Consider the following 26927-nt stretch of genomic DNA (forward strand, 5'->3'; position numbering starts at 1 on the left):
TTCCGTTTTACCTGGGTTCGCCGTTATCCAACCGAACTGAAAATGCAAATTCAAGGGACGAAACGGTCGTTAATTACGTAGTCCCGGGGAAGGGAACCAGTTGTAGATTCAAAACCCGCGCGTATCCAAAGCCGTAGGCAGGGATCGCCGAGATCAGATTCGAAGTAAGGCGATTAGCGGATGTGGATTATTCGGCATGCTCGTAATTGGTGGCGCCGGTTCGTTTTCCACGTTGTTACATTGAGTCGATGGGATTGTCCCTTTTGACGAGGTCTTTACCGGTCAGTCTGGTGTCCTGCTTACCCAGATTGAAAATTTGGGTGCATTTCAGCATGATTTATCTGATTTTCAATGTCTTATGTGGTTTTGTTGAAGTCTTTTTTGTTAACTTTAAGTAAAATTTATAGTTAATTATAAATCAAAATGTTAATTGTGTTATATAAATTATCAGTTAATAAAGATCTGCTGGCCAAAGTACGAGTTACGGGACTATCTCAGAATGTAAAAAAATGTTAAAAAAAGTGGTCTATTCGAATAAATTCCTTTATTTGCGATTTACTAAGTGTGTGATGGAAATTTGACGGGAGTAAAAGACCGTCAACTTGTTCAAATTAACCACGGGGTCAACTTTTGAATACGCAATTACCTATAATAAAAAATGATTTTTAAAAAGAATGTGCTTGCACTGGTTGTGCTGGTTGTGATTGTATTGGGTGCCAGTTTCATTTTCCTTTCGTCTTTTGACGCAAAAACTGATGATCTATCTCCAACAACAACTCCTCGGGTTGTTGAAGGAAATACGGCTGCCGAATTCTTATATGATTTACCGGTAAGCGAATATGCCATTGAAACGAGTTCCGTAAAGCGGAATGAATTCCTGTCAGACATCCTCCAACGGTACGGTGTCGATTTACCGCGCATTTCAGTTTTGGCAAATAAGTCGAAGGCAATATTTGATGTGCGTAAAATAGGCGCCGGGCATGATTACACCGTCTTCAAGGATAAAGCCGGTAAGACGGCCTATTTTGTATACCAACCTAATCCGATTGATTACATAGTATACGACTTAAGGGATAGCATTTCCGTCTATAAAGGACAAAAGGAGGTGGATACCAAAATTGAGTCCGTATCCGGTACTATCGAAAGCTCACTCTATGAAACATTAGAAGCAAATGGTGCGAGTCCTGATCTTGCTGTTCAGTTGGCTGAAATATACGGTTGGGCGGTTAATTTTTATCGCATCAATCGGAATGACTGGTTTAAATTGATCTACGAACGTAAGTATGTTGATGGTAATCCGATCGGGCCCGGGCGGATACAATCCGCGGTGTTTGGACACGACGGAAAACAATACCAGGCATTTTATTTTGAACCGAATGACGGTCAACCGGGAGCGTATTACGACGAAAGTGGAAAGAGCTTGCGCCGAACGTTTCTCAAGGCTCCATTGAAATACAGCCGTATATCCTCCCGTTTTACCATGAGGAGATTCCATCCCGTCCAACGGCGCTGGAAAGCTCATCTGGGAACTGATTTTGCGGCTCCCCACGGCACCCCGATCGTCGCCACAGCAGCCGGCATCGTGACCGAGTCTCGTTACGGCGGCGGTAATGGAAACTACGTTAAAATCAAGCACGATAACGTGTATACAACACAATACTTACACATGAGTAGGCGGGCCGTAAAAGCGGGGCAGCGCGTTTCTCAAGGTCAGGTAATCGGGTATGTGGGCAGCACCGGACTGGCGACTGGTCCACATGTATGTTATCGTTTTTGGAAGAACGGTCGACAGGTTGATGCCCTGGCTCAGGTATTTCCGCCATCGGAACCCATCAAAGGCGAATACCGGGTTGCGTTTGAGCGGGTATTGAACGAGGGCCAGCAACGACTGGCCAGTATCGGGGAGAAAAAACAAAGTAATCTGGAAATCTACGGCGCGTTGGCATTCCGTATCGAAAATCTCTTCGAGCCGGAAACCGACAACAGTCGTATCCTGGAAGGCTTTTCGGCCGGGATGCTGTAAGCTAAATGATCAAAAAACCCCGGTGATTCACATCAGCGGGGTTTCTACTAACTAAACTAAACAACTATATAAAACAAACCATATAGGACTCTTTCGGGGGCAACTTGTGCCGGTGCGTCAAAGATATAAATTATTTAGAAAGATTATAAATAAAATTAGAATAACTGAATAAATCTGATTTTATTGATTTTTCAACCCTCGGTTTTTCAAGCAATATTTATTTGGGTTGTTTATCGCTTTTGCTACTTTTGGTCTGAATGCCTGAAATAATATGGATGCATCTTATCAATTGGAAATCTGTGCCAATTCCGTCGCCTCGGCAATAGCCGCCGAAGAGGGGGGCGCCCATCGTGTGGAGTTTTGCCAGAACCTGGAAACAGGAGGGACAACACCCTCGGCCGGACAGATTCGGATAGCCCGTCAGCGGCTGACCATCGGTTTGCACGTACTGATCAGGCCAAGGGCCGGCGATTTTCTATATACAGACGCTGAATTTGAGGAAATGAAAGCAGATATTTCGTTTTGCAAAGAATCGAATTGCGATGGAATAGTAATCGGTTTGCTGGATGCTGATGGCCGTGTGGACCAGCGGACGGAGGAATTGGTAACACTGGCGCATCCCATGCATGTAACATTTCACCGCGCGTTTGATGTCTGCAGGGAGCCCTTTGAAGCGTTGGAGGCCATCATTGCATGCGGTTGTAAACGACTGCTTACCTCGGGTATGAAAAACACCGCTTTGGATGGTGTAGGTCTGATTAGTGAGTTGATCGAACGAGCTAAGGGACGGATTGAAATCATGCCTGGTTCAGGCGTCAATGAAGCAAATCTGGCCGATATTGCCCGTTTAACCGGCGCTAGTACGTTCCATACTTCAGCTAAGGCAGTGCTGAAAAGTAGGATGAACCATACCAATAAGGTAGTAGGAGGGATGGGGTTTGAGGTATGGGAATCTTCAAAAGAAAAAATCCGCCATTTAGCGGATATCCTAAAAACTTTATAGAAGTTAATGCACTTGGTTAAAAAGGCAATTATTTTTTTAGTTCGGCCTCTAATTTGGCCAACACCGCATTGTTTTTAACAACTTGGCTTTTGGCAGGCATTTTTGAGCGGCTACCGGTCTCGAGGTTGCGGCCAAGCTTCAAAAATTGCACTTCATGTTTCGCCACCACTTTATTTCTTCTGTCTTTTCTTTTTAAACGTGTAACTCCCATTTTCTTATCTTTTGATGTTAAACGAGGTCGGAAGCGGATTCGAACCGCTGTAAAAGGTTTTGCAGACCTCTGCCTAGCCACTCGGCCACCCGACCCTTTCTAAAAGGAATGCAAAGCTAATATAAATTATTGATAATTGAAAGCATAGATTGTTTATTGTATACGATAGCATATTATTTGTCCATTTTAGCGTAAGTGTATAATAATATATACACTTCAAGTATGAGATGTTTTTGTTTTTAACTTGTTTATATTCAGTTATTTATTATTTTGTTTCGTCTAATGGCGCATATCTTGTATCGTACTCATTGTTTTTAAATAAATAACAAACAGAAAATTAAAGGAGAATTAATATGAAAAAGTTAGTATTAGGAATAATGATGTTAGGTATTTCAGTCGGCGCTTTTGCTCAGGGGCAACCTATGGGTTTCGGTATCAAAGCAGGCGTGAATTTCCCCAAGTACCACTGGTCTGGCACTAACAGTGACTTTGAAACCAAAGCTGCAACCAATTTTCACGTAACGGCATTTTTGGATGCCCCGATTGCTACGGATTGGTTTTATATCCAGCCCGGTGTATCCCTGCAAGGCAAAGGGGCGAAATTCATTGATACGGACAACCTGGAAGCTACACAAAATACGATGTGGATTGAGGTGCCTGTAAATTTTGTTGCGAAGTTTCCCGTGCAGAATGCAGGCAGCTTCTTCCTAGGTGCCGGTCCCTACGTGGCTTTCGGTATCTCCGGAAAGAATAAATACGACAACGGATGGAATACAACAACAGAGGAATTTGAATTTGACAAAGACGGTACAATTAAGGGTACAGACTTCGGGTTTAACTTTATTGGCGGATTCCAGTTGGCAAATGGATTGATGATTCATGGCGGTTACGGATTGGGCATAACCGATTTACGGGGATCTAACAATAACTTCTTCACAGGAGATAATAAATTGACCAACCGGGTGTGGACCGTAGGATTAGGCTTTGCATTATAGAACAGCAAGGTATGATAACAAGAAAGGCCCGCCATTTGGCGGGCCTTTCTTGTTGCTAAAGAAATCATCACACTTTGATTTCTACTTCCACGCCGCTTGGCAATTCGAGTTTCATCAAAGCGTCCACTGTTTTTGAATTGGAACTGTAGATATCCAACAACCTTTTGTACGCACAGAGTTGGAACTGTTCACGTGCTTTTTTGTTCACGTGCGGTGAACGCAAAACGGTGTACACTTTCTTCTCCGTAGGTAGCGGAATGGGACCGCTTACCACAGCGCCTGTAGGTTTCACAGTTTTAACGATTTTCTCGGCGGATTTGTCCACCAGGTTGTAATCGTACGATTTCAATTTGATTCTGATTCGTTGGCTCATTTTATTTGTTTAAAGTTATGGCCGGTCCGTTAGAGCTATTTGCAACGGCCAACCGACTATGATAGTTAATAGCGATATTAAGCATTTACTTTGCCTTTTGCCTTGGCAATCACCTCGTCCTGAATGTTTCTGGGTGCTTCGGCGTAATGGTCGAATTCCATGGTCGAAGTAGCCCGCCCGGAAGTAATCGTACGCAATTGTGTAACGTATCCAAACATTTCCGAAAGCGGTACCAGGGCTTTAATCACCTGTGATCCGGCGCGGGTGTCAATACCTTGCAGTTGGCCACGGCGGCGGTTTAAGTCGCCCATAACGTCTCCCATGTTTTCCTCCGGTGTAAGTACTTCGATTTTCATGATGGGCTCCATCAAGACGGGCTTACATTTCGGAAGTGCTTCACGGAAGGCAGTGCGCGCTGCAATTTCGAAGGAGAGAGAGTCTGAGTCGACCGCGTGGAACGAACCATCTATCAAGCGTACTTTCATACTCGACAGCGGGTATCCGGCCAATACGCCATTGGTCATGGAACTTTCAAAGCCCTTTTGTACCGACGGAATGTATTCTTTAGGAATGGCCCCACCTACGATTTCGTTTACAAATTGCAACGGCGATTTAACGGCGTCCCAATCCGCATCCACCGGTGAAACAACCACTTGGATATCGGCAAATTTACCGCGTCCACCGGTTTGTTTTTTATACACTTCGCGATGTTGCGTAGTGCCGGTGATGGATTCCTTGTAAGCTACCTGCGGAGCACCTTGGTTTACTTCCACCTTGAATTCACGTTTCAAGCGATCGATCAAGATGTCCAAGTGCAATTCGCCCATTCCGGAAATGACGGTTTGGCCGGTTTCCTCATCGGTTTGTACACGGAACGTAGGGTCTTCCTCCGCCAATTTGCCTAAAGCAATGCCGAGTTTGTCGACGTCTACCTGGGTTTTCGGCTCGATAGCCAAGCCGATTACCGGTTCCGGGAACGTCATCGATTCCAAAACAATCGGATGCTTTTCGTCACAAAGCGTATCACCTGTTTTAATATCTTTGAAACCTACTACAGCACCGATATCCCCCGCGCCGATATTCGGGATGGGATTTTGCTTGTTTGCATGCATTTGGAATATCCGGGAAATCCGTTCCTTATTATCCGAACGTGTATTGTATACATAGGAACCGGCATCCAAATTACCCGAGTAAACCCGGATAAAGCAAAGACGACCCACAAAGGGATCTGTTGCGATTTTAAAGGCCAAAGCTGCAAAAGGTTCTTTTACATCGGGCTTACGAACAATTTCCTGGTCGTTTCGTGGATCGGTTCCCCTTACCGCTTCTTGATCCAAAGGCGAAGGCAATAGTTCCATTACCAGGTCTAGCATGGTTTGTACGCCTTTGTTCTTGAAAGATGAACCACATACCATGGGTACGATTGAATTATCAAGTACCGCTTTACGTAGTGCATCCAATACTTCCCGTTCTGTAATCGTGTCCGGATCATCAAAGAACTTTTCCATCAGCGATTCATCATAGCTCGCAACGGATTCAAGCAGTTTCTCGCGCCAATGCGCCACGTCGTCCAACATGTCGTCTGGAATGGGAACTTCCGTAAACGTCATGCCTTTGTCATGCTCATTCCAAACGATACCCCGGTTGTTGATAAGATCCACAACCCCTTTGAAGTTGTCTTCCGCGCCAATGGGTAATTGCAGCGGCACAGCCTCCGCACCCAGCATCTCTTTTACCTGTTTTACGACATTAAGGAAGTCAGCGCCCGAACGGTCCATCTTGTTGACGAAACCAATGCGGGAAACCTTATAGTTGTCTGCTAAACGCCAGTTGGTTTCCGATTGGGGTTCTACGCCATCAACCGCGGAAAATAAAAATACCAATCCGTCCAATACGCGCAGTGAGCGGTTTACCTCTACGGTAAAATCCACGTGGCCGGGCGTATCGATAATGTTGACATTATATTTGTTGCCCCGGTAATTCCAAAACACGGTGGTTGCAGCGGAGGTGATGGTGATACCACGCTCGGCTTCCTGTACCATCCAGTCCATTGTAGAAGCCCCTTCATGCACTTCACCGATTTTGTGATTCACACCAGCGTAATAAAGGATACGCTCAGTGGTCGTGGTTTTGCCGGCATCGATGTGAGCGGCAATTCCAATATTTCTTGTGTATTTTAAATCTCTTGACATGTTGCTAATACTGTTGATTCGCTTAAAAAAAACACACCGATTTTACGGATGATTCTGTTGTCCTTCAAATCGGTGTAATTTCATGGGCTATCTTGCCAAATTTAGAACCTGAAATGCGAGAATGCCTTATTGGCTTCTGCCATGCGGTGCGTGTCTTCCTTCTTTTTTACGGCTGCACCTTCACCCTTGGAAGCCGATATGATTTCTGCGGCCAATTTTTCATACATGGTTTTTTCACCACGTTTACGGGCAAAGTTGATCAACCATTTCATGCCCAGGGAGACTTTGCGCTCCGGACGAACCTCAGTAGGTACTTGAAAGTTGGCACCACCTACACGCCGAGACTTTACCTCGACCGAGGGCATTACATTGTTCAGTGCTTTCTTCCAGGTATCCAAGCCATTTTCGCTGGTCCGTTTTTCGACCAACTCCATAGACTTGTAGAAGATGGTATAAGCAAGCGACTTCTTACCGTCAAGCATCATGTTGTTGACAAAACGTGTAACCTGAACATCGTTAAACTTCGGATCAGGTAAAATGATTCGTTTTTTCGGTTTTGATTTTCTCATCTCATTATCCTCCGTTTAACTTATTTCTTGCCTTTTGTTGGGGCTGCTGCCTGTCCGGGTTTCGGACGCTTGGTGCCGTATTTAGAACGACGTTGATTACGTCCCGCAACGCCCGAAGTATCCAATGCGCCACGAATGATGTGATACCGGACACCGGGAAGGTCCTTCACCCGACCACCACGGATCAATACGATCGAGTGCTCTTGCAGGTTGTGGCCTTCGCCAGGGATGTACGCGTTTACCTCTTTGCCATTGGTAAGGCGCACCCGCGCCACTTTACGCATTGCTGAGTTTGGTTTTTTAGGGGTAGTGGTATACACGCGTGTGCATACGCCTCTTCGCTGTGGACAGCTGTCCAACGCTGGGGACTTACTCTTGTCTTCCAGAGCTACTCTACCTTTTCTAACTAATTGTTGAATAGTAGGCATTTACAGTTTTTAAATTTTACTTTTGTCCTAAACTTATTTTAAGGACGGCAAAGGTAGAGATATTATTTTTGATTATCAAGGGTTTGCTTGATCTTCCCTACATTTTTTCGAGGATTACTTCGATACTGGAATAATATAAGGTGGTTTTGCCCTCGTAGCCGGAATCCGTACCTACGATAATCCATAATATTCCCTGGTGATCGGTCACTGCGGAGAATTCACCCGTTCGCTCAAGGAGCGTGTATTGATATTCGTCCGTGCCGTTTGCCACGTTTCCAATTACTACCATGTCGTTCCCGTTCGTGCAGCATTGCTGGATTTTGTCGATGTTCATGCGGTAGAAATTGTTTTCGTCGGGAGACGAGGTCGGCTGGTCTGTCGTCAGTCCGACACCTATGCCAACTGATTCGCCGGGCGCCCCACCGGCACCTATACCGCCGCTTCTCGCATCGGATGCGATCTGTAACGTAAATCGAGCCTTATAGGTAACTCCCGGCTCAAGACCCTGTACCCTTTTGGTGAGGTACCTGAAAAGATCGTCGCTGCGGTTCATCCCCGAGATCCGGTAAGCCATTTTGGTCTCGTCCAGTGGGGAGGGCAGCGGTGCGATTCCATGCTCCAATTCATAACTTTCAACGTTATCGCCGTTATATTCTGAAAATCCGGCTTGCCAACCGTCTTCGCCATTCGAGAAGTCGGAATAAACGGTCTTGGGCGACCCCGAGCCTTCATCTTTTTCGCAGGAAATAAAAAACAACAGAATGGATGTTGCACCCATTAGCAACCGTAACATAATCATCCTCCTCTTTAGTTGTTAATGATCGCCGTCATCTGATTAAACGGTTTGGTTGAAAGATTGTTTGGGGAAGTTAATTAGTACGCTGGTCTAGAATTGCGGAGTAGAAATTAAAAGTAGAAATTAAGTGCTATAAATTTCCAGGTAACGGTGTTAAGTAGTAACTTTCGAGACAAATGTTAATTCGGACACGGCGGTTTCCACCTTATTAATCGAAGCCTGCCGGCAACATTGCCTTCATATATAAACCAACAGATAGTCATGACCATTGAAAAGATCTTCCAAGACAAATCGATAAAGGCAAAGGCAAAGGTTTCAACGATCGGGGAATGGCTCCTGAACGGAGAACTGCCTTTGGACGAGTTGCTGGTATACGCGGAAAAGCAAAAAGCCACCGACAAAGCAACGTGCATTGAGGCCGTGGAATTTGCCACGAGAAAGACTCCCGGCATCGCGAACGAAAGCCTGCTTGCTTTTGTTACGACAGCGTTAGCGGACGATGAGCCAAGGGTAAAGTGGGAAAGCGCGAAGGTAATCGGAAATATCGCTGCGTTATTCCCGGCTGGATTGGAAAGATCAGTGGCCAATCTGCTGACAAATGCCAAAAATAAAGGAACTGTTGTCCGTTGGGCCGCCGCATATGCGCTGGCTGAAATATTGAAATTAAAGACCAGTGCGAATAAAGAGTTGTTGCCGGAGATAGAGGTGCTCATTGGAAATGAGGAAGACAACGGCGTAAAGAAGAAATACCTCGACGCGTTGAAGAAGGTAAAGAAGTAACGCGTAGGGCCTAAGGCCTAATTGCTGTGTTTTATCAAACGGGCTGATTTTAAAAGAGATGGATTTTGTGCGAAAAAAAACGGGACGATTTTTTTAATCGTCCCGTCGGGTGGAGTCGGAGAGATTCGAACTCTCGTCCAGCCATGGTGCAATATACGCTTTCTACATGCTTAGCATCCGTTTAATTGTCGGGAAAGGGAAGGCCGGACGCTTGCCTATACCGTTTTCCTTAGTTGTTGTGTCTCACCGATCCGTCACAACACCGGCTCGGCCAGTTCCATAAATCGATGCCCCAGGTGCTACGCTACGGAACCAAGCGTAAGCGGGACAAAAGCTGAGCTAATTCTAAATTAGGCAGCTAAGGCGTAGTTATTTTCGCCATTTATAAAGTTGAAAGTTTGGATTAAAGCGCAATACTTACAACGCGCTGCATGCTTACATAACCGCCGCCATCCTGTCAATTCCGGTCGACCCCATGTTAGAAACAGGGTACAAAATTACGGAATTGTTTGTATATTATCAAGACTTGCCGCCGGCTACGTCTTCGCGTCATGGGCCTTTAATAACCCGTTGTAGTATTCCAGCTGTGCAGGACTTAATTGCAAGTTATTTGTGTGAAGGTACGTGCCGAGCTCATCCCAATCTTCACGCATTTCGAGAAACTCAATCGGCATGCGATCGATATGCCGGGCGAGCGCCGGAATGGGATATTTTGCCTTGGTTTGACCGGCTAACAGGGCCACATTGACATCCTTATCGTTAAGATATGGAGTGAACGTCTCGTGAAAGATGATAGCCGCGAGTTTTTCCACGTCAATCGGGCGGTCTAACAACAAGTGAAAGCCTGGATCACTGCTCCGGGTTGTATGTCGCATGACAAACCGTAAGTCCGCGTCGGTCGGTGGCGTAGGTAACGTTTCCAGGTACGCTTGCAGAAACCGCGGAGCGTTTACGGGGTCGGCGGCATCCGTAGCGCCGATAATCAGATTCGCGAGCAGATCGGTTGAACGATCGCCGCTTTCGGAGCGGGATAACAATGTGTAATATTGAGTTTGATCGTCCAACCCGCGTTTGATTTTCACGGCCAGCTCGTACGGGTATTTCTCATCGGCCACACGATGCACCAACTCGCGTTGTTGGTTGTAGATGAGGTAACAACCGATATCCGCGCCGGCGACTTGCGTTTCGATGACAAAGTGCTTGTTCAGAAATTGCGAGATGTGCTTATCTTTCAAAAGTGCGGCAAATCCACCTTCTTGAGGGGGATGGCTGACCACGAGGATGAGCTTATTCGCCAACCTGGCTTGTTCTACGGTGTGCTTGGATAAATTGGCTTTTTCTTTTTGGTTCACTCCAGCGAAGCTCAGCAACGGAGCTACGATGGATGCGATAATTAACGTTTTCATGTTCGTTGCGTTCAAATTTTAGTGTATTTTGAATGTTAACGCTGCGAAAATGAATCTTTGAGATACAACCGGTTGTAGGATAACGGCTACCCCATATTCCTGTTGGTTTTAACCGGTTTGTTAGTGTTTGGTTTTCAGGGAGTTTCAGTAGTTGAATACCTCCTTCCAAAACAGGAGTTGATTTTTAATTTGTCGTCGATTTTTGACAGTAAGCCACTAATCGAGCCTGACCGATACCGCATTTTTGTGAGCCTGCAAGCCCTCCAGTTCGGCCAGTATCTCCACGGTAGGGCCGATATGCCGAAGACCTTCCGCCGTAATATGCTGGAAGGTGATTTTTTTGACAAATGAATCAACAGATACACCCGAATACGAGCGGGCAAATCCGCTTGTAGGCAACGTGTGATTCGTGCCGGAGGCGTAATCTCCAGCACTTTCGGGTGTAAGGTGGCCCACAAATACCGAACCCGCATTGCTTATTTTCCGTAATAGCGGCTCCCATTCGTCGGTTTCTACGATCAGATGCTCCGGCGCATACCGGTTGCTGAATGCGATCGCTTCATCCAGTGTATTGCACAAGATTGCATAGGAGTTAGCAAGGGCTTTGGTGGCCACTGCGGCCCGGGGTAACTTTGCAAGTTGGGCCGATAAAGCCAACTGCACTTCGTCAATCAGCCGCGGATCCGTACTCACTAAAAGGGCCTGGCTATCGGCCCCATGTTCGGCCTGAGCCAGCAGATCGGCAGCTACATACTCGGGATTGGCCGTATGATCGGCAATAACGAGCACCTCGGATGGCCCGGCAGGCATATCGATACTTACCTGGGCAAGACTTTGAACCAAGCTCTTGGCTTTTGTGACGTATTGATTACCCGGCCCGAATATTTTATCAACTTTCGGAACCGTCTTCGTACCGTATGCCATGGCGGCTATGGCTTGTGCACCGCCCACCAGATAAACGTTGTCGATCCGAAGCAGTTGCAAGCAATAGGCAACGTATCCGTTGATGCCGCCCCCGGCTTGTGGTGGCGAACAGACGACGATTTCCTTGCAACCGGCGATCCGCGCCGGAACACCTAGCATTAACAGTGTGCTGGGTAAGACGGCCGACCCACCTGGAATATACAATCCGACCTTTTCGATCGGTCGTGGCTCGCGCCAGCATTTCACACCGGGCATCGTTTCGACAGGCCGCTCTTTGCGCAATTGCGTCTCGTGGAAACGGTGGATGTTGGCAAATGCAATTTCCAATGCACGTTGTTGTTCACGCCCAATGGTCGAGGCAAGGGAAGCGATTTCATGCGCTGTGAGGCAAAGGCTTTCCAAACGAATGCCGTCAAACCTCTCTGCGTAGCCTTTGAGTGCGGCATCGCCGTTGGTTTGCACATCATCCAAAATCGATAAGACCGACTCTTGGATGGCGTTGGAAGGGTCGGTGTTGCGGGTGAGAAGTTGTTGGAGCTCAAGCTCCCCAAGCGATGAGTATGAGAAGGTCTTTAGCATGGCATCCGTCAGATGATGATTTTTTCAACAGGCATGACGACAATCCCCTGAGCACCTGCAGCTTTCAGTTTATTGATTTTTTCCCAGAAATCTTGCTCGGAAATAACGGTATGGACCGCGACCCAGTTTTCTTCCGCAAGTGGTACAATGGTAGGGCTTTTGACGCCAGGTAATAAGGCAATGATTTCGTCAAGACTGCTGCGCTCAACATTCAATACGACGTATTTGGTCTCGGCAGCGCGAAGGACGGACTGAATCCGTTGAATCAATTCACGTACCACCGGATTGCTGTCGATGCCGTTTTTGCTGATCAGAATTGCTTCTGAGGTCATGACGTCTGCGAAAGGTACCAATCCATTGCTGCGCAGGGTGCCTCCCGTAGATACGATGTCAAAAATCGCATGACTTAATTCCAGAGCCGGCGAAATTTCGACCGAACCGGAAATCATCCGGATATCCGCGGCAATGTTGTTTTCCGTTAAGAATTTTTGGAGAATAGTGGGATAAGAGGTCGCTATCGCCTTCCCATTCAGGTCGGCCAATTTACTGATGTCGCTATGAGTTGGCACAGCAATTTTGAGGCTGCATTTGCCAAACCCGAGCCGTTGTAAGTAACGTACGCTGGCCTCGGTCTCAGCAATCACGTTTTCTCCTACTATACCGAGGTCCGCGATGCCGTCCTGGACGTATTCGGGAATATCGTCATCTCTTAAAAACAGAATTTCCAGCGGGAAATTGGAAACGGAAGTTATCAGCGAACTTTTATAATTTTCAAAACTCAGCCCGCAGTTTTTTAGCAGTTGTACCGACTTTTCATTGAGCCTGCCGGATTTTTGGATGGCTATTTTGAGATTCTTCAAGATTGTAAATTATAATTATTAATAAAGACTAACATTTTCTTTGCTTCACGTAGAAACATACAGATTACCATTCGCCGCAGGGGCGATGATGCAGGTGTACGCGATGGAAGAAAGTATACATGTTTACTATTAATAATCGCATGATGGAATGATTCGGCAAATATAGTAGGTAAGTGTCGTGAAACAAAAAATAATGGAAATTAATTTGTGTAGCGATCATTGTATTAGTTCACCAAAACATGTACTTTGGCTAAATCAAAGGAAGTGATATTTATGGCGAAGGATTTGACTAAACAACAGGAAACAGACGAAAATCATGGAACGCAGGTGCTGGAAGAGGGCGTACACCATGTCAATAACCCGGTATTGGATCTGCCGGAAATTGTTAAGAATTACCTGGGGCCCGTAGCGGGATACCATCAGGAAAATAATAACTATTACTTTAGCGATGGCAGTGCGAGCGTAGAAATAAAGGTAGTAAGCGATGAAATCATTCGGGTGCGGTTGGCACCTAAAGGCCTATTTCTGGAGGATTTTTCCTACGCAGTACCCCAATCGGATCAACACGTCGCTGTCTATAATTTTGAAGAAGACCAGCTGGCTTATCGGGTAAAAACCAATACCGTAACCTGCGTCATCAACAAGGCAGATTTTCTCGTATCTTTTGAAGATCGCGAGGGAAAGGCCTACAACAAGGACTATGCACCCATGCATTGGGAAGAGAATCCCGATTTTGGAGGCTATTACGTGTATTGTACCAAGTTAGCGATGGCCAGTGAGGCATTCTACGGGCTGGGCGATAAGCCCACGCATTTGAATATTCGCGGTAGGCGGTTCGTTAACTGGAATTCAGATACGTATTCATTTCAGTTTCATCAAGATCCCTTATACCGCAGTATTCCGTTTTACATAGGTTTGCATGAGGGAGATGCGTACGGCATTTTTTTCGATAATACCTTCAAAACGTATTTTGACTTTGCAGCGGAAGCCCAGGACCAAACGAGCTTCTGGTCTGAAGGCGGTGAGCTTCAATATTACTACATCCACGGCCCGCATATGATGGACGTGGTGAAACGATACCATACCCTGACCGGTACACACTATTTACCGCCCCTGTGGGCGCTAGGGTTCCATCAGTGCCGATGGAGCTACTATCCCGAGAGTAAGGTGAGGGACCTGGCAAAAAACTTCCGTGAACGCAAAATCCCATGCGATGCCATTTACCTTGACATCGATTACATGGATGGCTACCGCTGTTTTACCTGGAATAAGCGATATTTCCCAGACCCGAAAAAGATGATCAAGGAGTTGGCTGATGACGGCTTTCACACGGTAGTGATCATTGACCCGGGAATAAAAGTCGATGAAAACTACTGGGTATTTCGAGAAGGAAAGAAAAACCGGTATTTCTGTCGCCGCGGAGATGATTATTTCATGGAGGGATACGTTTGGCCGGGTCGTTGCCAATTTCCGGATTTTACCAACGCTGAAGTACGCGAATGGTGGGGGGGGCTATTCAAAGGCTTGGTGGAGGCCGGGGTGGCCGGGGTATGGAATGATATGAATGAACCGGCGGTATTCGGTAGAGGAACGTTTCCCAATGATGTACGGCATAATTTTGATGGCTTCCGCGGTTCACACCGCAAAGCACATAACGTCTACGGCATGCAGATGGTGCGGGCCACCTACGAGGGACTGAAAAAGCTGTTTCAGAAAAAACGTCCATTTACCATTACCCGGGCAGCGTATGCGGGTACGCAGCGGTATGCTTCGGTATGGACCGGGGACAACGTGGCGACCTGGGAGCACCTCCGCCTGGGCGCGCTGCAACTTCAGCGGCTCTCCACGTCCGGTATGCCGTTCTGTGGTACGGATATCGGAGGGTTCAGCGGTGAGCCGGATGCAGAGCTGTTTACCAGGTGGATACAGTTCGGTGTGTTTTCTCCGTTTATGCGTGCGCATTCCGCCGGGGACACCGCCGAGCGCGAGCCGTGGAGCTTCGGCGAAACCCATGAAGCTCTCAACCGTAAGTTCATCGAATTGCGGTATAAACTACTGCCTTACATCTACTCTGTGTTTTGGGAACATGCGAAGTACGGTTTCCCCATCCTTCGGCCGATAACCATGGTAGAACAACGGTTGGAAGGTAACATCCAACGGGAAGAGGAGTTTTGTTTCGGCGACAAAGTACTGGTGTCGCCCGTCTTAAACCCGGGGCAACCAAACAAAATGGTATACCTGCCTGTTGGGGAGTGGTATGACTATTGGGAGGACCGCCTACTCGAAGGAGGGAAGGAACACAAGGTGGATACCCCGATCGACAAAATGCCGATGTTTATTAAAGCAGGGACGGTATTGCCGGAATACCCCGTTATGCAGTATGTCAACGAAAAGAAGATAGATTCGCTTAAGCTCGTAGTCTATCATACCTTGCGGGAGGTCAATTCCTATCTTTATGAAGACCATGGCGATACCTTCGCATATGAACAACAGATATATCTGGAGAAGAAATTTGTGGTGAAAGGCGCCCCCGATAGGTTAAGCATCCACCAGCACGTGGAGGGATTGTATTCCGAGAAATACGATACATATGATGTATATCTTGCTGCACTGCCTTTTAAAATAGGCCAGGTAAAAGTTGACGATACCCTCGTTTCGGCTGAACCGGACGCAACGGGAAGATATTTAATAAAGGTGTCCAAAGACTTTCGAAGTATTCAGATTGTGGGGCAGTGATCGATTTGTTGACATCACGATAGGCTAATTATAAACGGTACCAATTATGCAGGCGGTAGAATTCCACTCGTTGTTTACGGATTTTGACATAAGCCTCTTCCGGGCGGGCAAACACTATAAACTGTATGAAAAGTTTGGGGCGCATGGGCTTTTGCGAAATGAAGTCCGAGGGACCTATTTTGCGGTTTGGGCACCGAATGCCGAGTCGGTATCTGTAATCGGTAATTTCAACGGCTGGAATCCCTATTCACATGTGTTAAACGTTCGCTGGGACGGATCGGGCATTTGGGAGGGATTTATTCCAAATGTGGATATTGGCGAAATTTATAAATATCACATCCGTTCCTATCACGGTGAAACGCTTCAAAAAGGTGACCCGTTTGCGTTACAATGGGAACTCTCGCCAAAAACAGCTTCCTTGGTTTCCACTACCTGGTATGAGTGGAAGGACGATGAATGGATGCGTACCAGACAGGAACATAATGCGCTTAATAAGCCCGTTGCAGTGTATGAAATGCATTTGGGGTCTTGGATGCGCAGCCCGGATAACCCCCAGCAGCTACTGGGCTATCGGGATGTCGCTGGCCGTCTGGTCGAATACATAAAAGAGGCAGGTTTCACGCATGTGGAACTGCTACCGGTCATGGAGCACCCCTACTATCCCTCGTGGGGCTATCAGATTACCGGATATTTTGCGGCTTCATCGCGTTATGGCTCCCCACAGGATCTGATGTTTCTCATCGAGCAGTTACATCTTAACGGTATCGGTGTTATATTGGACTGGGTGCCTTCCCATTTCCCCGGGGACGCCCACGGCCTCTATCGCTTTGACGGATCACACTTATACGAACACGCAGATCCCCGGCAGGGGTATCATCCCGATTGGGGCTCCTATATTTTCAACTACGGCCGTAACGAGGTGCGGTCATTCCTGATCAGTAACGCATTGTTCTGGTTGGAGCGATATCACGCAGATGGCCTTCGGGTGGACGCCGTTGCCTCGATGCTTTACCTGGACTACTCACGAAAAGAAGGCGAATGGATACCCAACGAATATGGCGGGCGGGAAAATCTGCACGCTATTGGTTTTCTTAAGGAATTAAACGAAGCGGTCTACAGCCATTTTCCCGATGTGCAGACCATCGCGGAAGAATCCACGTCCTGGCCGGGAGTAAGCCGCCCGGTGTTCAGCGGCGGACTGGGATTCGGGATGAAATGGATGATGGGGTGGATGCACGATACCCTACAATATTTCAGCCGCGACCCGCTATTCCGGCAACATCACCATGGGCAGCTTACCTTTAGCATGTTGTATGCGTTTCATGAAAACTTTATGTTGCCGCTGTCTCATGATGAGGTGGTACATGGAAAGGGATCGATGGTTTACAAAATGCCGGGCGATGACTGGCAGCGTTTCGCAAACCTACGGTCGCTCTACTTATACATGTATACGCACCCGGGTACGAAACTGCTGTTTATGGGCTGTGAGTTTGCACAGACGGCCGAGTGGAACCATAACCAGTCACTGGATTGGCAGTTGATGCAATACGAACCCCATAAGGGGATGTTTGCCTTCGTTAAAGCGCTTAATCACTTATACCGAAGTGAACCGGCATTGTATGAACAGAGCTTTAGCCCGGATGGATTTGAGTGGATCGAAGAGGGAGACGCTTCAAATTCGGTGGTAGCTTACGCAAGAAAAGGGATCAACGCAGAAAACGATTTGCTGATCATCTTAAATTTGACACCGGTGGTACGTTATTTTTTCCGATGCGGCGTGCCTTCGCCGGGCGAATGGGCCGTGTTGCTCAATTCGGACGACGGCAGCTATTTTGGGAGCGGCATCGAACAACAGACGGTACAAGCAGAACCCATAAGGTGGATGAATAAGGAGTGGTCGGCAAAATTGACCCTGCCGCCGCTGACGGGATTGGTACTTAAAAAAGTGAAACACCATGCCAAATGAATCGAAACCTATCATCCACCTGAGTGCGGAATGCTACCCCGTTGCCAAAGTGGGAGGGCTTGGGGATGTTTTGGGTGCATTGCCGAAATATCTCCAGCAGGCCGGGCTCCATACTTGGGTGGTCATGCCGTGGTACAACAAACCGTTTGTACAGCAGCACACGTTCGAACGGATTTATACCGGTAATTTTCTGCAGGGGTCAAGGCCGTTGGAAATGCAGGTGTACCGCGAAAAGGAAAGTGTGTTGGGATTCGGCTTATATCTGATCAAAATACCGGGACTACTGGATCGCGATGAACCGTATGGCTATTCGGATGAAAGTGAACAATTCATGGCCTTTCAGCATGGATTTCTGCATTGGATTACCGAAACCGGAATTCTGCCGGATGTGGTGCATTGCCATGACCACCACACAGGGCTCATTCCTTTTTTGATGTACCATTGTGAACGTTTTAAGGCATTGAAACAGGTTCCGACCGTGGCCACGGTGCACAATGGACAATACCAAGGGTGGATGGATTGGAACCGGGCGATTCTTTTGCCACCGTTTGACACGTGGAAATGGGGACTGCTGGACTGGGACGGGGTCATCAATCCGCTGGCTGCCTTGATCAAATGCTGCACCGTTTTTACAACGGTATCAACGGGATATTTGGACGAGCTGATGGTACAAGCCAACGGCCTTGAGCGTCTGTTTGCCATGGAACGTGCGAAGGGCGTGGGCATTGTCAACGGCATCGACACCACCGTATGGGATCCTGCGCAGGACGGGATGCTGCTCCATCATTACCAGAGTTCTAATGTGCAAACCGGCAAACGCAGAAATAAAGCGTCGTTATGCGACGCCTATGGGCTGGATCCCGAAAAGCCTTTACTTGCTTACATCGGACGGTTCGCGGGGGAGAAAGGGGCAGATCTTTTGCCCGAAATTATCGAAAACTTATTGGGCGATGAAGCTGTTGATCTAACGATGATGGTATTGGGTTCCGGAGACGCGCAAATACAGGATAACATCGCTTATCTGACCGAAAAATACCACGGAAAGCTGGGCGCTTACATCGGTTACCAGGAAGAACTGTCACACCGGATTTATGCCGCTGCGGATTTTCTGCTAATGCCGTCGCGGGTGGAACCTTGCGGCCTCAATCAACTCTATTCCATGCGGTACGGCACCCTGCCGGTGGTTAGGAGTACCGGGGGGCTTAAGGATACGGTAAAGGACGTGAGTGAGGAGAAGGGGTACGGCATCACGTTCCTCCATATGAACGCCGCAGACGCTGTACAGGCCGTTCGCCGTGCATTGATGTTGTACGTCGATAAGCAACGGATGCAACAACTGAGAAAATTTATGATGAAGCTCGATTTTTCGTGGGACAAATCGGCTGCTAAATATGTGGAGATTTATCAAAATATAACCGAATAAATTATGATTAAGCACAACGTGATTTCTGTCGTATTGGGGGGAGGGAAAGGGACACGCCTGTATCCATTGACGCACCAACGTTCCAAACCTGCCGTTCCCATTGCCGGCAAATACCGGCTCGTAGACATTCCGATCTCCAACTGCCTCAATTCGGGATATAACCGGATTTTTGTGTTGACTCAGTATAACTCTGCATCCTTAAACTCCCACATTAAAAACACCTATAATTTCAGTGTGTTTAGCAAGGGATTTGTGGACATACTTGCGGCGGAGCAAACCAATGAGGGCGAAAAGTGGTATCAGGGAACGGCAGATGCCGTGCGGCATTTATTGCGTTACCTCCAACATCACGACTACGAACATTTGCTGATTCTTTCCGGTGACCAGCTTTATCAAATCGATTTTCAGGAGATGATAGAGAACCACATCACCGCGAAGGCCGAAATATCGGTTGCGACGATCCCGGTGAGTGCCAAGGATGCTACGTCGTTCGGAATACTCAAGTCTGATGACGAGGGGAATATTACGTCGTTTATTGAAAAACCGGATAGTTCATTGCTGCCACCTTGGGAATCCGAAGTAAGTGAAGAAATGAAGGCGGAAGGCCGGGTATTCCTCGCCTCCATGGGAATTTATGTGTTTAACAAACACGTGCTCAAAGAAATATTGGATGAAAGTCCCGGTGTGGACTTTGGCAAAGAATTGCTGCCCGAAGCAATCGGTAATTACCGCATACACAGCTACCAGTATCCCGGATATTGGACCGATATTGGTACGATCGATTCTTTTTTCGAGGCCAATATCAGTCTCACTGACGACATCCCGAAGTTTAATTTGTTTGATAAACATACCATCTTCACCCGGGGTCGGATGTTGCCACCCTCCAAGGTATCGGGCACTAAATTGGACAAAGTGGTAATTGCGGACGGTTGCATCATCGCCGGTGAGGAGATCGAACGGTCGGTGATCGGCATCCGTTCGCGTATCGGTGCCGGAACGGTGATCAAGACGACGTATATGATGGGGAGTGACTTTTACCAAACGCTGGAGGAAATCGAACGAGTCAAGGAACAGGGCAGCCCATTGGTAGGTGTCGGCGAAAACTGCTACATCGAAAATGCGATCCTCGATAAAAACTGTTGCATTGGAGACAATGTGCGTATCAAGGGCGGTGCGCATTTGGAGGACGGCGATTTTGAAACCCACGCAGTCCGCGACGGTATTATCGTGGTAAAAAAGCGTGCGGTCATTCTATCCGGCACGGAAATCGGTTAATTTCGTATTTTTGCCGAATGGCAAATCTTGATACGATTGTCGCGTTGGCCACCGCCACAGGTAGCGGTGCCATCGCGGTTATCCGCCTTTCCGGTCCGCAAGCAATACCGATTGTAAAGGGGGTTTTCAAAGGCAAAGACTTGGCCAAACAAGCCTCACACACCGTGCATTTCGGTACCATACGGAACGGGACAGAAATATTGGACGAGGTTTTGGTTTCGTTGTTTGTCGCGCCCCATTCTTATACGCGCGAAGATGTCGTCGAGATCTCCGCGCATAACTCACGGTACATCATTGAGCGCATCCTCGAGCTATTGATCCAACGGGGCGCCCGTGCAGCCCGCCCCGGCGAGTTTACGTTACGGGCGTTTCTCAACGGGCAAATGGATCTCTCGCAGGCAGAAGCGGTAGCTGATCTCATTGCTTCTACATCGGCAGCTTCACATTTGGTAGCCATGCAGCAAATGCGCGGTGGCTTTTCTACGGTGTTAAAGCAGCTCCGGGAGCAGTTGATCCAATTCGCTTCGCTGGTGGAACTTGAACTTGACTTTTCGGAAGAGGATGTAGAGTTTGCCAACCGATCCCAGCTTGAGGCACTCATAGTGGAGATAAACCGTGTCATTCATAAGCTGATCGGGTCGTTTGAACAGGGCAATGTGTTGAAAAATGGAGTGCCGGTAGTCATTGCCGGCCGGCCCAACGTAGGTAAATCTACACTGCTCAACACGTTACTCAATGAGGAGCGGGCCATTGTTTCGGACATCGCGGGCACCACGCGCGATACCATTGAAGATGAAGTAAACATACACGGCGTAACCTTTCGCTTTATTGACACGGCCGGCATCCGGGATACACGCGACGTCATCGAAGCCAAGGGCGTGGAGCGTACGCGTGAAAAGATGCGAAAAGCACGGCTTATCGTATACCTTGCAGACCCGCAGCAGGATGACCTGGACGAAATAAAAAGCCAGTTGGCAGAAGTGGCCCAATTGGGTGTGCCGTACGTCACAGTGGTGAATAAGGTGGATCTGCTGACGCGCGACCATGTGGATACACTCAATGCCATCAATCCGCTATTCATCTCGGCCAAGAATAATACGGGGGTAGAGGAGCTAAAAGAAGAGCTGTTGCGAAAAGTGAACCTGCACAAGCTTGACGCCGGTGATGTGCTGGTGACCAATGTGCGCCATGTAGAAGCGCTGCGCAGGACGGAAGAAGCTCTGCAGGGGGTACTTCTGGGTATCAAGGGTTCGGTTACGTCTGATTTCCTTGCCATGGATATCCGGCAGGCATTGCATCACCTCGGTGAGATTACCGGATCGGTGTCTACCGATGATCTGCTGGATAATATCTTTTCGAAATTCTGCATCGGGAAGTAACAGGAAGTAACAGAGAGCATACGCAGCTATATTTCACAGGATACCTAATCTTCCAAGGTACACATGAGGTACATATGTGGTACGGAACAGGTACATATACCGTGCGGATAGCGTAACGAGAGGTTGGTTTGGAATAACGTGCCGGGAAAGTTATATTTTTAAGTGTGCTGAATGTTCAGGCACAGATTATAAACCACCACAGAAATGAAATTGAACAAAGCCGTTTCCTTATTAGCCGTATACACGATCGTCGTCCCCTGTTTAAGTGCTGCCCAACCTTCAAGGGTACAGGAAGTGGAGCAGGCTGTACAAGCCTTGACCGGGGCAATGATTGATGCCGATGGTCCGATGTTGCGAAAGCTCACAAATAAGGCCCTGTCGTATGGTCATTCCAGCGGGAAAATTGAAACCCAATCCGAATTTGTGGAAACATTGATAACCGGTATGTCGGTTTTTGAGGATATCCAATTGGAAAGCCAAACGGTGGAAGTAGTGGATGATACCGCTATTGTCCGGCATGTGTTGTCAGCAAAGACTAACGACAAGGGAAAGGGACCAGGCACCGTGAAGCTGGGTATCCTGCTCGTATGGGTAAAACAAGAGATGCAGTGGACGCTACTCGCCCGGCAGGCAGTTAAGGTTCTCTGATTTCGGTATTTTCCTCTTCCTCTTCAGTTTTCCGCTTTATCGTAAACAGCCGCCGGAGAAATTCATCAAACGTATAGAACTCCTGGCGATAGACGAGGCCCAATGCACTGACATAGTTCTCGTTGTTTGTAAGCGGCAAAAAATTCCGGCTGTTGAGCCGATTGGATCCACGTAGCACCAGACGCCCGTCTTTGCGGATGAGGTAGAGGAGTTCAGCGTCGGTTATCACGCGGTCGCTGAACACATTCAGATCGTTGAGGTTCCGTCTATCGGTAACACCGCCCGTAAAAATCAACCGGTCGTTGAAAAGTCTTACGGATGCACTTGCATCATTTAAGGAGCGAATATTTAAGTCTACAAACTTCAAGTTTAACGATTGGGAAATGAGGTTGTTCAGTTGGTTAAAAGCTAACTCCGTGCCTGCGCTCAATAAGGTGTTATTCAACTCCCGACTGAAATCTGCTTCCGAACCGGGAACGAAACTACGGCGTACAATCAAACTCAGCGCCTGCTGGTTTATATTATTGGCATCGCTGAGGTAACTCTGAAGTTCGTCCTTTACGTAGGGGTCGTTGGGGAAATCAAGGGCAAACGTAATGTCGGGACGCATGAGGTTGCCGCTTAGATTCATCACGGCGTGTGCGAGTACGCGCTGTTCCACCGTCTCCCTTCCGGCGGCATTATAAAGCGGCCCAAGGCTGGTGCGCTGTCCATATACCGCCGCTAGGTTGACGGTTGCGTCCGTCGGTTGTCCTGTCCAGCGAATATTACCTCCTTGGTTGATGTCGAATATTTTATTGATAAAGTCCTGAGCCGTAAATGTGAATTTCCCACTATTGAATGTATAGTCGCCAAACATTTCGAAATCCCCAAGACTCGATACACGAAGGGAAAGCAGCCCCTCACCCCGTCCGGTCAATTCGCCCAGATCGGTATACAAGCTGGTTTCCGCCGCGGGGGTAATCTGTAAATCCATGTTCATGCTTAGTCCGCTGAATAAACGGGGTTGCGGGTGTTGCGAGTTCAGCGTGTCATGATTCACAAAATGGATGAAATCATTATCGCTCACCGTGCCCGTCGCATTCAGGGGGATATAAAAATGCGTGTTTTCTTCGGTTCGCGCCTGTATGGATATATTCATGCCATCTGTGGGGCCGTTGAAAGCAAATTGTCCGGTGCCATAAGCCGTGCCATAATAGAGCGGATTGTCTCTGAAGGTAGTGTTCAAAACCAGAAAATTGGTTGCGTCAATGTTCACCCGGATGTCCGGAATCAACGGGTTGCGCATATCTACGCTGCCATTGGCGATGGCCTTATTGTTTTTAGGGTCCGTAATGGTCAGATTATTAAGTAGGATGGTGCTGTTGGACAGGGATACCTGATCATTGATCCGATAAGGTGTTTTGAGGTAATTTACCGTAAACCCCGCTTCGTGCAGGTAACAAACGCCATTAACCTGAGGTTCGGTTACGGATCCCACAATACGCAAATCGGCCGAAATTGTTCCGCTGATATCTGAAACCAGTTTACTGAGAAAAGGCTGGAATAACACCAATTCGGTTTGGTTTACGTCGGCTTCTATAGCCAATTGATTTGTCGTAGCAGCGGCATCGTACGTGCCGCTGGCCATCAACGTTTTTGTTCCGCCGCGCGTGGTCTCTAATTTTACGTTCACCAGTTCACGTACCTGGTCAAAATTAGCTTGCAGGATCATATCTCCTACTTCGGTACGATTAACGTATACATCTTTGGCGGTAATGTCTGCCGACAAATACGGGTTTTTCAAAACGGAAGATATCTCCATGTGACCGTCGAGTATTCCGCGTAGCTGAACGCCCGAAGGCAGCGTGGCCGAATTGAAGGTGGCAAGGTTGAAATTTTGAAACGTCACCAGCGTCTTGTCGTTCGGTTTTTTAGAAATAAAACCTTCCAATCGAGCAACTTGTTTGTTGTTTGAGATTTCGAGATCTTGGATGCTGAATCGATCACCGTCTAAAAGAAACGATGTGTTTTTATCAAGTTCCCACGGTTCATGGTTCAATATAAGGGTTGATGGAAGTACACCCATTTTTATGGGCTTCCCTTTCTCAAAGCTAATGAGCCCATTAAAATCCAATTGGTTGCCGGCGGTTACATCAGCCAGTTTTAGATTGGTATGCAGACTGTCGTTTGCCAGGGTATTGGAAAGATTCACATTGTTCACGTACAGGCTGTCGGATACGCTGACCCGGTCGGCCGTAAGAAACAGGCGCAGCGCCCCCGAATGGGCCGATTCGTCAACGATTAACCGGTCTATGACCAGCGTACCGTGTGATAGCTTGGGTACGAGCAGATTGATGTTGGCAACATTATCGGCTGTTGAAAAATGGCCGTTGGCGAAGGCTCCTTTAGGTAACATCAGCTTAGGAAGCCACAGCGCGGTGACGGGAGCCGCTTTTTTGAGTTCAAGGTTGAAATCAAAGGCTTGTTTTCCCAATGGCCCGACCTTTAGATCCATGGAAGGGGCGTATTGCATCGCCACCGATTTAAAGTAGCTGCCCAGACTGGTCAAATCTATTTCGCCATGCAAAGTCGCATCTGCAAGGTCCGATCGAATGCGCAGGGTGCGATGCTCCTGATTACCATTGGCGGATAACGTCAGCGAATCCACCACATACCGATCTGTATTGGTTAGGAACTGCACGTTATGTAGGGCAATATCCCCTTGAATGTCATTGATTGTATTCCCTCTGAAATTGCTGATTATCGATGCGTGTTCCAAGGTGACGGGCGATTTTCTGTAAAAGGCTAGGGGGTAGAGGTTCGCATATTCGACTTCCGCGGTAAAGGCATATTCCGGGAATTGGGGATTGAAGTTTATATCGCCATCAAAGTGAAGCCGTAGGTTGGGGTCGTAAACGGCTACGTTGCCCGCAAATTGCATTTCGGCGAAAGTGCCGCCGAGATCAATGTTGCGGTATCGGTATCCCCGGAAATCGAGGTAATCAACCTGGCCTTTCACGGTACTGTTTATGTCCTTTACTGCAAAGCCACTTCCGTTTATCGTGACATCAAATCCGCTGGATCCAAGTTGTTTCTGCTGTAATAGTGTGCCCAAATCAAATGCGGTTGTCAAAAGTTGACCGGAATAGCTTATCCCGTTGCGGATATTGAGATCTATATCGGTCGTAACTGTGCCAAGCCGGGTTTCAAGCACGCCATTGGCGGTAAAGTCGTGGTAAAGCCCACGAAGGGCGCCCTGATAGGTGACGTTGCCCATGTGTTCAAAAAATGCGGGCAACTTTATTGGAGGCAAATTCCCCAGTTGGGGTACCAGGGTTTCGATATCATGGCTATTGGTCGACAAACGGTTCAGGTGCATGTCGAACAGGGTTTGGTTGATGTCCGGCAAGCCGTGAATGGTGAAGTTTCCTGTCAAATGGGTGTCATCACTTGCCCGCAGCGTGACGTGTCTGGCGTTGATAGCTGGAATTTTTCCGAAAAACGTACCTGACAAGGTGACGTCGAAACGTGTTGTGGCGATTTTTGGTGCGAAAAACTCGAGGTCCTTGGAATGAATCCGCGCATCGTCCAGGTTTAGTTCGATATCAACTGCATGGATAAAATTACGGAAAGACGAGAAGTTATCGTATCCAAGCCGGAGGTAGTCACGAAGTCGGCTACGATTGGTTTCTAGGTATAATTCCCGAAGTTCAATACTGTTGGTGTCGATTAAAGCCAATGTGTTCAATTCACGGACCTTGAAACCACTTTGTTCATTGAAACGGAGATTTTTAATGGTCGATTTGAATAAATGGTTGGTAAAGTCGATGTCGGTGAACTCACCGTTCAGCCCGTTGAGCTGGATATCGTTGAAGTCGATGCCGCTGTTTCTGGAGCGTCTATCGACACGTTTGTATCCGAATGAAGTGTTAGACAAAGTTACCGCACGAAAGTCGAGCTTTATGCGCTTTCTGTTCTCTCCCGGCGTCGGTGCCGTTCGAAAGTAATCGATTAGAAAGGCGAGGTTATTGCGATTGGAGTCGCCTTTCACAAAAAAGCGGCTATCCGTAACGGCAAGTTTCTTGATAGTGATTTGCTGTTCACGTAGTTTCCAGAGATCTAACGATGCTGTCAATTTGTTTGCATATAACAACGTGTCGCCATCTCGATCAGCGATATAAAGCCCGTTGAGTACCAGGGAAGAAAAAGGCTTGAGGTAGAGCCTTTCCAACGAAATTGTCGTCTGAAGCTCGTTGGCAAGATACCTAGCTGCTCTTTGCGCAAAATAGGTTTGAACAGGTTGATATCGCAACGCGAAAATTAGACTCGCCGAAAGCACGAGGATTCCGGTTAACGTCCACAACGATATCTTTAATATT

20 protein-coding genes, 1 tRNA gene and 1 other RNA gene are annotated in these 26927 nt (G+C 47.7%); 10 read left to right on the forward strand and 12 right to left on the reverse strand.

The genetic code is table 11. The features are described from left to right. The first annotated feature begins 658 nt into the window (after window positions 1–658). The gene (locus ACFQRK_RS01125) at window positions 659–2023 is read left to right on the forward strand and encodes a peptidoglycan DD-metalloendopeptidase family protein (protein ID WP_379002791.1); all 1365 of its coding nucleotides are present in this window, start codon (window positions 659–661) and stop codon (window positions 2021–2023) included. A 271-nt stretch (window positions 2024–2294) separates the two neighbouring features. Next, the gene (locus tag ACFQRK_RS01130) at window positions 2295–3026 is read left to right on the forward strand and encodes a copper homeostasis protein CutC (protein WP_379002792.1); all 732 of its coding nucleotides are present in this window, start codon (window positions 2295–2297) and stop codon (window positions 3024–3026) included. 28 nt (window positions 3027–3054) lie between these two features. On the opposite strand, the gene ACFQRK_RS01135 is transcribed toward ACFQRK_RS01130, so the two are convergent. Both ACFQRK_RS01135 and ACFQRK_RS01140 read right to left on the reverse strand, forming a co-directional pair. Continuing rightward, window positions 3055–3237, reverse strand: coding sequence for a spore protein (locus tag ACFQRK_RS01135; RefSeq protein ID WP_379002795.1), 183 nt, complete (start codon window positions 3235–3237; stop codon window positions 3055–3057). Between the two features lie 24 nt (window positions 3238–3261). Next, window positions 3262–3332, reverse strand: a tRNA-Cys gene (locus ACFQRK_RS01140). Window positions 3333–3590: 258 nt separating this feature from the next. On the opposite strand from ACFQRK_RS01140, the gene ACFQRK_RS01145 reads away from it, so the two are divergent. Next, window positions 3591–4232, forward strand: a complete 642-nt coding sequence (locus tag ACFQRK_RS01145) for an outer membrane beta-barrel protein (protein WP_379002797.1) — start codon at window positions 3591–3593, stop codon at window positions 4230–4232. Window positions 4233–4299: 67 nt separating this feature from the next. Here ACFQRK_RS01145 and rpsJ read toward each other — a convergent pair whose 3' ends face one another. The 5 genes from rpsJ to ACFQRK_RS01170 all read right to left on the reverse strand — a co-directional run bounded on the left by rpsJ (window position 4300) and on the right by ACFQRK_RS01170 (window position 8587). Then, window positions 4300–4605 carry a 30S ribosomal protein S10 gene (gene rpsJ, locus ACFQRK_RS01150; protein WP_090632042.1) on the reverse strand — a complete coding sequence of 102 codons (306 nt, stop codon included), beginning with the start codon at window positions 4603–4605 and terminating at the stop codon, window positions 4300–4302. Window positions 4606–4682: 77 nt separating this feature from the next. Continuing rightward, window positions 4683–6797: an elongation factor G gene (fusA, locus tag ACFQRK_RS01155; RefSeq protein ID WP_379002799.1), complete on the reverse strand. Its 2115-nt coding sequence runs from the start codon at window positions 6795–6797 to the stop codon at window positions 4683–4685. A gap of 101 nt (window positions 6798–6898) precedes the next feature. Continuing rightward, window positions 6899–7366 carry a 30S ribosomal protein S7 gene (rpsG, locus tag ACFQRK_RS01160; RefSeq protein WP_379002800.1) on the reverse strand — a complete coding sequence of 156 codons (468 nt, stop codon included), beginning with the start codon at window positions 7364–7366 and terminating at the stop codon, window positions 6899–6901. A gap of 20 nt (window positions 7367–7386) precedes the next feature. Next, a complete protein-coding gene (gene rpsL / locus ACFQRK_RS01165) occupies window positions 7387–7794 on the reverse strand; it encodes a 30S ribosomal protein S12 (RefSeq protein WP_374743945.1) in 408 nt (135 codons plus the stop codon). Window positions 7795–7891: 97 nt separating this feature from the next. Then, complete coding sequence (locus tag ACFQRK_RS01170) at window positions 7892–8587, reverse strand: hypothetical protein (RefSeq protein ID WP_379002802.1); 696 nt, start codon at window positions 8585–8587, stop codon at window positions 7892–7894. Between the two features lie 264 nt (window positions 8588–8851). On the opposite strand from ACFQRK_RS01170, the gene ACFQRK_RS01175 reads away from it, so the two are divergent. Beyond that, window positions 8852–9370: a HEAT repeat domain-containing protein gene (locus tag ACFQRK_RS01175; RefSeq protein WP_379002804.1), complete on the forward strand. Its 519-nt coding sequence runs from the start codon at window positions 8852–8854 to the stop codon at window positions 9368–9370. A 107-nt stretch (window positions 9371–9477) separates the two neighbouring features. Here the strand turns inward: ACFQRK_RS01175 and ssrA are convergent. The 4 genes from ssrA to hisG form a co-directional block, all read right to left on the reverse strand. Continuing rightward, window positions 9478–9845, reverse strand: a transfer-messenger RNA (tmRNA) gene (ssrA, locus tag ACFQRK_RS01180). A 61-nt stretch (window positions 9846–9906) separates the two neighbouring features. After that, complete coding sequence (locus ACFQRK_RS01185) at window positions 9907–10776, reverse strand: hypothetical protein (RefSeq protein ID WP_379002806.1); 870 nt, start codon at window positions 10774–10776, stop codon at window positions 9907–9909. A gap of 216 nt (window positions 10777–10992) precedes the next feature. Further along, window positions 10993–12279 carry a histidinol dehydrogenase gene (gene hisD, locus ACFQRK_RS01190; protein WP_379002807.1) on the reverse strand — a complete coding sequence of 429 codons (1287 nt, stop codon included), beginning with the start codon at window positions 12277–12279 and terminating at the stop codon, window positions 10993–10995. A gap of 8 nt (window positions 12280–12287) precedes the next feature. Continuing rightward, the gene (hisG, locus tag ACFQRK_RS01195; RefSeq protein WP_379002809.1) at window positions 12288–13139 is read right to left on the reverse strand and encodes an ATP phosphoribosyltransferase; all 852 of its coding nucleotides are present in this window, start codon (window positions 13137–13139) and stop codon (window positions 12288–12290) included. A 273-nt stretch (window positions 13140–13412) separates the two neighbouring features. Here hisG and ACFQRK_RS01200 point away from each other — a divergent pair, with 273 nt between their 5' ends. The 6 genes from ACFQRK_RS01200 (at window position 13413) to ACFQRK_RS01225 (ending at window position 22566) form a co-directional block, all read left to right on the forward strand. Next, a complete protein-coding gene (locus tag ACFQRK_RS01200; RefSeq protein WP_379004634.1) occupies window positions 13413–15875 on the forward strand; it encodes a TIM-barrel domain-containing protein in 2463 nt (820 codons plus the stop codon). Window positions 15876–15921: 46 nt separating this feature from the next. Beyond that, the gene (gene glgB / locus ACFQRK_RS01205) at window positions 15922–17841 is read left to right on the forward strand and encodes a 1,4-alpha-glucan branching protein GlgB (RefSeq protein WP_379002811.1); all 1920 of its coding nucleotides are present in this window, start codon (window positions 15922–15924) and stop codon (window positions 17839–17841) included. Continuing rightward, a complete protein-coding gene (locus tag ACFQRK_RS01210) occupies window positions 17831–19264 on the forward strand; it encodes a glycogen synthase (RefSeq protein ID WP_379002813.1) in 1434 nt (477 codons plus the stop codon). The genes glgB and ACFQRK_RS01210 overlap by 11 nt, the downstream gene beginning before the upstream one ends. Before the next feature lie 6 nt (window positions 19265–19270). Continuing rightward, the gene (locus tag ACFQRK_RS01215) at window positions 19271–20539 is read left to right on the forward strand and encodes a glucose-1-phosphate adenylyltransferase (protein ID WP_379004636.1); all 1269 of its coding nucleotides are present in this window, start codon (window positions 19271–19273) and stop codon (window positions 20537–20539) included. 17 nt (window positions 20540–20556) lie between these two features. After that, a complete protein-coding gene (gene mnmE / locus ACFQRK_RS01220) occupies window positions 20557–21918 on the forward strand; it encodes a tRNA uridine-5-carboxymethylaminomethyl(34) synthesis GTPase MnmE (RefSeq protein ID WP_379002815.1) in 1362 nt (453 codons plus the stop codon). 204 nt (window positions 21919–22122) lie between these two features. Further along, window positions 22123–22566, forward strand: a complete 444-nt coding sequence (locus tag ACFQRK_RS01225; RefSeq protein WP_379002816.1) for a nuclear transport factor 2 family protein — start codon at window positions 22123–22125, stop codon at window positions 22564–22566. Here the strand turns inward: ACFQRK_RS01225 and ACFQRK_RS01230 are convergent. After that, complete coding sequence (locus ACFQRK_RS01230) at window positions 22553–26911, reverse strand: translocation/assembly module TamB domain-containing protein (RefSeq protein ID WP_379002819.1); 4359 nt, start codon at window positions 26909–26911, stop codon at window positions 22553–22555. The genes ACFQRK_RS01225 and ACFQRK_RS01230 overlap by 14 nt on opposite strands. Window positions 26912–26927: the final 16 nt, after the last annotated feature.

It is taken from the genome of Parapedobacter sp. GCM10030251, assembly GCF_042666505.1.
Classification (GTDB): domain Bacteria; phylum Bacteroidota; class Bacteroidia; order Sphingobacteriales; family Sphingobacteriaceae; genus Parapedobacter.

What these genes read in the sequence shown, in the direction of transcription:
- ACFQRK_RS01125 (WP_379002791.1), top strand. Translation starts at nt 659, where the DNA reads ATGATTTTTAAAAAGAATGTGCTTGCACTGGTTGTGCTGGTTGTGATT.
- ACFQRK_RS01130 (WP_379002792.1), top strand. Translation starts at nt 2,295, where the DNA reads ATGGATGCATCTTATCAATTGGAAATCTGTGCCAATTCCGTCGCCTCG.
- ACFQRK_RS01135 (WP_379002795.1), bottom strand. Translation starts at nt 3,237, where the DNA reads ATGGGAGTTACACGTTTAAAAAGAAAAGACAGAAGAAATAAAGTGGTG.
- ACFQRK_RS01145 (WP_379002797.1), top strand. Translation starts at nt 3,591, where the DNA reads ATGAAAAAGTTAGTATTAGGAATAATGATGTTAGGTATTTCAGTCGGC.
- rpsJ (WP_090632042.1), bottom strand. Translation starts at nt 4,605, where the DNA reads ATGAGCCAACGAATCAGAATCAAATTGAAATCGTACGATTACAACCTG.
- fusA (WP_379002799.1), bottom strand. Translation starts at nt 6,797, where the DNA reads ATGTCAAGAGATTTAAAATACACAAGAAATATTGGAATTGCCGCTCAC.
- rpsG (WP_379002800.1), bottom strand. Translation starts at nt 7,366, where the DNA reads ATGAGAAAATCAAAACCGAAAAAACGAATCATTTTACCTGATCCGAAG.
- rpsL (WP_374743945.1), bottom strand. Translation starts at nt 7,794, where the DNA reads ATGCCTACTATTCAACAATTAGTTAGAAAAGGTAGAGTAGCTCTGGAA.
- ACFQRK_RS01170 (WP_379002802.1), bottom strand. Translation starts at nt 8,587, where the DNA reads ATGTTACGGTTGCTAATGGGTGCAACATCCATTCTGTTGTTTTTTATT.
- ACFQRK_RS01175 (WP_379002804.1), top strand. Translation starts at nt 8,852, where the DNA reads ATGACCATTGAAAAGATCTTCCAAGACAAATCGATAAAGGCAAAGGCA.
- ACFQRK_RS01185 (WP_379002806.1), bottom strand. Translation starts at nt 10,776, where the DNA reads ATGAAAACGTTAATTATCGCATCCATCGTAGCTCCGTTGCTGAGCTTC.
- hisD (WP_379002807.1), bottom strand. Translation starts at nt 12,279, where the DNA reads ATGCTAAAGACCTTCTCATACTCATCGCTTGGGGAGCTTGAGCTCCAA.
- ACFQRK_RS01200 (WP_379004634.1), top strand. Translation starts at nt 13,413, where the DNA reads ATGGCGAAGGATTTGACTAAACAACAGGAAACAGACGAAAATCATGGA.
- glgB (WP_379002811.1), top strand. Translation starts at nt 15,922, where the DNA reads ATGCAGGCGGTAGAATTCCACTCGTTGTTTACGGATTTTGACATAAGC.
- ACFQRK_RS01210 (WP_379002813.1), top strand. Translation starts at nt 17,831, where the DNA reads ATGCCAAATGAATCGAAACCTATCATCCACCTGAGTGCGGAATGCTAC.
- mnmE (WP_379002815.1), top strand. Translation starts at nt 20,557, where the DNA reads ATGGCAAATCTTGATACGATTGTCGCGTTGGCCACCGCCACAGGTAGC.
- ACFQRK_RS01225 (WP_379002816.1), top strand. Translation starts at nt 22,123, where the DNA reads ATGAAATTGAACAAAGCCGTTTCCTTATTAGCCGTATACACGATCGTC.